This window comes from Acerihabitans arboris (assembly GCF_010131535.1).
In the GTDB taxonomy this organism is placed as follows: Bacteria; Pseudomonadota; Gammaproteobacteria; order Enterobacterales; family Enterobacteriaceae; genus Acerihabitans; species Acerihabitans arboris.
Genome location: NZ_WUBS01000022.1, coordinates 58333 through 64475 on the forward strand (window position 1 = coordinate 58333; position 6143 = coordinate 64475).

Below are 6143 nucleotides of genomic sequence, written 5' to 3' on the forward strand. Positions count from 1 at the left end.
ATTATGCTGACCGAGACATCCGCTCCCTGGGCCTATAACCTGATTATCCTGGCGCTGCTGCTAAGCGCTTACGCGCACCTGGCGTGGAAAAAAGAATACCTTTATATTTTCCTCAGCCTGGCCGGCACGCTGTGCGCCTCGTGGGTGGTGCTTATGCGCGTCGACAGCCTTAGCCTGTCGACCGCCTGGCCGCTCTTTTTGCTGATCAACGCGTCCTTTGTCATGGTGTCGGTGGTCAGCTCCTGGTCGCTGTCTTTTTACCTCCGGGTCAAAAATGCCCGCCGCGGCGACCACAAATAAACATTCCGTGGTAGGATAAGCGCGAATAACAAAAAAAAACCTCCCTTTAGTTACAACATCCACTAACGCGTCCCTTACTGATGTTTTCTCCCGCCGGCCAACGCGCCGGGTTCGTCATACAGATAAAATTCCGTTTATGCATGTAAACGCTTCCGGTCCTGTGACCTGATTCACGCTGTGTTAAGGCTAAACCGGTTAGGATAGCGCTTTATGTTTCAAAACTGTTATCACAATCAGGAGCGTATGCGGTTCGGCGCCCGCCGGTTTGGTCGGGAAAATACCTGGGCGAAAAGCACCATAAACAGGGGAAGAGATGATCACTATTCGTGATGTGGCGCGGTTGGCCGGGGTATCGGTGGCGACGGTGTCACGGGTATTAAACGACAGCGCTATCGCCAGCAAGGAAGCCCGCGACAAGGTGATGAAAGCGGTTAAGGAACTGGGCTACCGGCCGAATGCCAATGCGCAGGCGCTGGCCACCCAAATCAGCGATACCATCGGCGTGGTGGTCATGGACGTGTCCGATCCGTTTTTTGGCGCGCTGGTGAAAGCGGTGGACACCGTGGCGCAGCGGCATAAAAAAAATGTATTGATTAACAACAGTTATCACCAGGCCGATAAAGAGCGTCATGCGATTGAAGTGCTGATCCGCCAGCGCTGCAGCGCGCTGGTGGTCCATGCCAAGATCCTGTCCGACGAGGAGATGATCCCCTTTATGGTGCGCGAGCCGGGCATGGTGCTGATTAATCGCATCCTGCCGGGCTTTGAGCACCGCTGCGTGGGGTTGGACAACGTCAGCGGCGCCCTCATGGCCACCCGCACCCTGCTTAAGCAGGGGCACCGGCAAATAGGGTATATCGGCTCCAATCATCCCATCGAGGATGAACGCCAGCGGCGCCAGGGTTTTATGCAGGCCATGGCGGAGGAGGGCATAGTGCCGTCGCAAAGCTGGCAGGCGTTCAGCACGCCGGACCTGCAGGGCGGCGAGGAGGCGATGGTGGAGCTGCTGGGGCGCAACCAGCAGCTGACGGCGGTGTTTGTCTATAACGACGGCATGGCGGTGGGGGCGCTGGCGACGTTAAAAGAAAATGGTATCGCGGTGCCCACGCAATTTTCGGTGGTCGGGTTCGACGATATCCCCATCTCCCGCTACACCAGCCCCAATCTCACCACGATACGTTATCCCATTTTCGCCATGGCGGTGGCCGCCACCGAACTGGCGTTGCTCGGCACCGCCGGGCGGATCGACGAGGGGCAAACGCATTTGTTCATGCCCACGCTGGTGCGCCGCCATTCGGTGGCGCCCTGGAAAAACGTGGCGGCGATCGCGTCGTCTTCAGAAGATGAGATGTAACCGCTTCCAAACTGTGAGAATATTCACAGTTTCTTAACATTGAACTCTCTATGCTAGCGTTGTTATTCCCCCACGATGATATCAGGTCAACATTGCGGGGGCTTTTCGTAAATGGACGTTGTTGAAGCCAGGGAAGGAAACTGTCTGCCTTTGAGTAAACCTACCTATTTCCGGAGAAACTAATGAATAAGAAGGCATTTACCCTTACCGCTCTGGCAACCGGCCTGCTGCTGTCCGTCGCCGCCCACGCCGCCGACACCCGCATTGGGGTGACTATTTATAAATACGACGATAATTTTATGTCGGTGGTGCGCAAAGCGATTGAAAAAGACGCCAAGGAAGCCAAAGGCGTGCAACTGCTGATGAATGACTCGCAAAATGACCAGTCCAAACAAAACGATCAGGTGGACGTATTGATTGCCAAAGGCGTAAAAGCCCTGGCGATTAACCTGGTCGACCCCGCCGCCGCGCCGGTAATCATCGAGAAAGCGCGCGGCAATAATATTCCCGTGGTGTTCTACAACAAAGAACCCAGCCGTAAAGACCTCGACAGTTATGACAAGGCGTATTACGTCGGCACCGAATCCAAGCAGTCCGGCATTATCCAGGGCGAGCTGATCGCCAAGCACTGGAAAGCGCATCCGGAATGGGATCTAAATAAAGACGGCGTTATCCAGTATGTGTTGCTGAAAGGCGAGCCGGGCCATCCCGATGCCGAAGCGCGTACCGCCTACGTGGTCAAGACCCTGACCGATCAGGAGAAGATCAAGGTCCAGCAGCTGCAGCTGGATACCGCCATGTGGGACACCGCCCAGGCCAAGGATAAAACCGACGCCTGGATGTCCGGCCCCAACGCCAACAAGATTGAAGTGGTGATCGCCAACAACGACGCCATGGCGATGGGCGCGGTGGAAGCGCTGAAGGCCCATAACAAATCGGCCATTCCGGTATTCGGCGTCGATGCCCTGCCGGAAGCGCTGGCGATGGTGAAATCCGGCGCCATGGCCGGCACCGTGCTGAATGATGCCGACAACCAGGCCAAGGCGACCTTTGACCTGGCGAAAAACCTGGCCGACGGCAAACCGGCGGCGGAAGGCACCAACTGGAAACTGGACAATAAAGTCGTCCGTATCCCTTATGTCGGCGTCGATAAAGATAATTTAACCCAGTTTATCAAGAAATAATCCCCACTCCCCCCACCGGACCTGACGTCCGCGGGGGGATTTTTCTGTCTTATCCTAGCCGGGTATAACTATGGCCGATATTACGACCGAACAGCCTAGCGAATGGCTGCTGGAAATGAAAAACATCAGTAAATCGTTTCCGGGCGTCAAAGCATTGGATAATGTGAATCTTAGGGTGCATCCCCATTCCGTCCACGCATTAATGGGCGAAAACGGCGCGGGGAAATCCACGTTATTAAAGTGCCTGTTTGGTATTTATAAAAAAGATTCCGGTAGCATTATTTTTCAGGGACAAGAAATAGATTTCAAAAGCTCCAAGGAAGCGCTGGAGCACGGCGTTTCCATGGTGCACCAGGAACTGAACCTGGTATTACAGCGCACCGTCATGGACAATATGTGGCTGGGCCGTTATCCACGCAAAGGCTTTTTTGTCGACCACAAAAAGATGTATGCGGATACCAAGGCGATATTTGACGAGCTGGACATTAATATCGATCCCTACGATAAAGTGGCCACCTTGTCCGTGTCGCAAATGCAGATGATCGAGATTGCCAAGGCATTCTCCTATAACGCCAAAATCGTCATCATGGACGAGCCGACCTCGTCGTTAACCGAACGCGAAGTAAATCATCTGTTCAGTATTATCCGCAAGCTTAAGGCCCGGGGCTGCGGCATTGTGTATATCTCCCATAAGCTGGAGGAAATTTTCCAGCTGTGCGATGAAATAACCATCCTGCGCGACGGTCAATGGATTGCCACCCAACAGGTGGAAGGCCTGACCATGGACCAGATTATCTCGATGATGGTGGGGCGATCGCTCAGCCAGCGCTTCCCCGATCGCGAAGGCGAGCCGGGCGAAGTCATCCTGGAGGTGAAAAACCTGACTTCGCTGCGCCAGCCGTCGATCCGCAATATCTCCTTCGACCTGCGCAAAGGGGAAATTCTCGGCATCGCCGGCCTGGTGGGCGCGCGGCGCACCGACATTGTCGAAACCCTGTTCGGCATCCGCGAAAAGGTGACCGGCACCATTATCCTGCACGGCAAGACCATCAAAAACAATAGCGCCAACGAGGCGATCAATAATGGTTTTGCCCTGGTGACGGAGGAACGGCGGGCCACCGGGATCTATGCCTATCTTGATGTCGGGTTTAACTCGCTCATTTCCAATATCCGCAACTATAAAAATAAAATCGGGCTGCTGGATAACTCGCGCATGAAAAGCGATATCCAATGGGTTATCGATTCCATGCGGGTGAAAACGCCGGGCCACCATACCAATATCGGCTCGCTGTCCGGGGGCAACCAGCAAAAGGTGATTATCGGCCGCTGGTTATTAACCCAGCCGGAAATACTGCTGCTGGACGAGCCGACGCGCGGGATTGACGTTGGGGCCAAATTTGAGATTTATCAATTAATTACCGAGCTGGCGAAACGCGGTAAGGGCATTATTATTATTTCGTCCGAGATGCCGGAACTGCTGGGGATAACCGACCGGATACTGGTCATGAGTAACGGTCTGATGGCGGGGATTGTGGAAACGAAACAAACTTCGCAAAACGAAATTTTACGTCTTGCTTCCGTGCATCTTTAATTTTAAAGGGTTCTTATTATGAATGCGTTAAATAAGAAAAGCATGCTCACTTATTTAAAAGAGGGCGGCATTTATGTGGTGTTGTTGGTACTGCTGGCCATTATTATTTTTCAGGATCCGACCTTTTTAAGCCTGATTAACTTGAGTAATATTTTGACCCAGTCATCGGTGCGTATTATTATCGCGCTCGGCGTGGCGGGACTGATTGTCACCCAGGGCACCGACCTGTCGGCCGGGCGCCAGGTGGGGCTGGCGGCGGTGGTCTCGGCGACCCTGCTGCAATCGATGGAAAACGTGAACAAGGTATTCCCGGATATGCAGACCCTGCCCATCCCGGTGGTTATCCTGACGGTTTGCGTAATTGGCGCCTTTATCGGCCTGATTAACGGCGTGGTGATTGCCTATCTTAACGTCACCCCGTTTATTACCACTCTCGGCACCATGATTATCGTGTATGGCGTCAACTCGCTGTATTACGATATCGTCGGCGCCTCGCCGATTGCCGGCTTCGACGCCCATTTCTCCACTTTTACCCAGGGGTTCCTGCGCTTTGGGGAATTTAAACTTTCTTATATTACCTTCTATGCGCTGTTTGCCATTTTGTTTGTCTGGGTCATCTGGACCAAGACCCGCTTTGGCAAAAATATTTTCGCCATCGGCGGCAATCCGGAAGCGGCCAAGGTGTCCGGCGTTAATGTGCCGCTGAACCTGATTATGATTTATGCCCTGTCCGGGGTGTTCTACGCCTTCGGCGGTCTGCTGGAAGCCGGACGTATCGGCAGCGCCACCAATAACCTGGGCTTTATGTACGAACTGGACGCCATCGCGGCCTGCGTGGTGGGCGGAGTTTCCTTTGCCGGCGGGGTCGGCACGGTGGCGGGGGTGGTGACCGGGGTTATTATCTTTACGGTTATCAACTATGGCCTTACGTATATTGGGGTGAATCCTTATTGGCAGTATATTATCAAAGGGGCGATTATTATATTTGCGGTGGCGTTGGATTCGCTTAAATATGCGAAGAAGAAGTAAATACAGCGGGGATGGGATATAGGCGGGGGCGGGTTTTGCTTGCTTAGGGCTGGGTTTGCGGGGTTGGGCTGGATTTGCGGGGGGTAGGCTGGATTTGCGGGGGTAGGCTGGATTTGCGGAGTTGGGAGCCGGTTTCGCTTGCCGCGGGCTTAGGTGATTTCCTTTTGCCGGTGCGGGCAGTCGACGAGGGGCCGGCCGTCGCCCCGGCCCCCTCGACCCCCGGGCGACCGGCGGATCGCGCGCCGCGCTGCGGTGCCTTCCGTCCCAGTTCCCGCCCTATGGACCGCCAGGGACGCGCTCCCGGCGCGACCCTGTCTTGCGCCGCTCCCGGCGGCCCATCCCGGTCGGGAACCGTGCCGTCAGCGCGCTTTACGCCGGAGCAAGGTCAAAACCTGAAAAACCCATATTCCATATCCCATATCCCAAATCCCAAATCCTGAATCCCAAATCCCAAATCCCAAATCCCAAATCCTGAATCCCAAATCCCAAATCCCAAATCCCAAATCCCAAATCCTGAATCCTGAATCCTGAATCCTGAATCCTGAATCCTGAATCCTGAATCGTAAGCGTCAACTCTGGGCCGTATTGACGCTTATTCAACAGGGATTTTGAGGTTCCACGGCAGGAGATCTTTGATCTTATTGATGGGATGATCCGCGATAATCGCCAGCACATGGCGTAGGTA

The 6143-nt window shown here is 54.3% G+C and carries 7 protein-coding genes; 5 read left to right on the forward strand and 2 right to left on the reverse strand.

Going from position 1 to position 6143, the window contains the following annotated elements; translation table 11 throughout:
- The first annotated feature begins 3 nt into the window (after positions 1-3).
- The 5 genes from GRH90_RS24080 to mglC all read left to right on the forward strand — a co-directional run bounded on the left by GRH90_RS24080 (position 4) and on the right by mglC (position 5458).
- Positions 4-300: a hypothetical protein gene (locus GRH90_RS24080; RefSeq protein WP_162368526.1), complete on the forward strand. Its 297-nt coding sequence runs from the start codon at positions 4-6 to the stop codon at positions 298-300.
- Between the two features lie 313 nt (positions 301-613).
- The gene (galS, locus tag GRH90_RS24085) at positions 614-1654 is read left to right on the forward strand and encodes an HTH-type transcriptional regulator GalS (protein WP_162368527.1); all 1041 of its coding nucleotides are present in this window, start codon (positions 614-616) and stop codon (positions 1652-1654) included.
- A 182-nt stretch (positions 1655-1836) separates the two neighbouring features.
- On the forward strand, positions 1837-2838 hold the full coding sequence (gene mglB, locus GRH90_RS24090; protein WP_162368528.1) for a galactose/glucose ABC transporter substrate-binding protein MglB: 1002 nt from the start codon (positions 1837-1839) through the stop codon (positions 2836-2838).
- Positions 2839-2908: 70 nt separating this feature from the next.
- Complete coding sequence (gene mglA, locus GRH90_RS24095; RefSeq protein WP_162368529.1) at positions 2909-4429, forward strand: galactose/methyl galactoside ABC transporter ATP-binding protein MglA; 1521 nt, start codon at positions 2909-2911, stop codon at positions 4427-4429.
- Positions 4430-4447: 18 nt separating this feature from the next.
- Positions 4448-5458 carry a galactose/methyl galactoside ABC transporter permease MglC gene (gene mglC, locus GRH90_RS24100; protein ID WP_162368530.1) on the forward strand — a complete coding sequence of 337 codons (1011 nt, stop codon included), beginning with the start codon at positions 4448-4450 and terminating at the stop codon, positions 5456-5458.
- Between the two features lie 369 nt (positions 5459-5827).
- Here the strand turns inward: mglC and GRH90_RS24105 are convergent, their stop codons facing one another.
- Positions 5828-6058: a hypothetical protein gene (locus GRH90_RS24105; protein ID WP_162368531.1), complete on the reverse strand. Its 231-nt coding sequence runs from the start codon at positions 6056-6058 to the stop codon at positions 5828-5830.
- Positions 6051-6143 (reverse strand): transposase domain-containing protein (locus tag GRH90_RS26760; RefSeq protein WP_162368532.1); only part of this gene is annotated, 93 nt, incomplete at its 5' end. The genes GRH90_RS24105 and GRH90_RS26760, both read right to left, overlap by 8 nt.

Excerpts from the sequence above, each read along its gene's own strand:
- galS (WP_162368527.1), top strand. The coding sequence starts at position 614 with ATGATCACTATTCGTGATGTGGCGCGGTTGGCCGGGGTATCGGTGGCG.
- mglC (WP_162368530.1), top strand. The coding sequence starts at position 4,448 with ATGAATGCGTTAAATAAGAAAAGCATGCTCACTTATTTAAAAGAGGGC.
- mglA (WP_162368529.1), top strand. The coding sequence starts at position 2,909 with ATGGCCGATATTACGACCGAACAGCCTAGCGAATGGCTGCTGGAAATG.
- mglB (WP_162368528.1), top strand. The coding sequence starts at position 1,837 with ATGAATAAGAAGGCATTTACCCTTACCGCTCTGGCAACCGGCCTGCTG.
- GRH90_RS24080 (WP_162368526.1), top strand. The coding sequence starts at position 4 with ATGCTGACCGAGACATCCGCTCCCTGGGCCTATAACCTGATTATCCTG.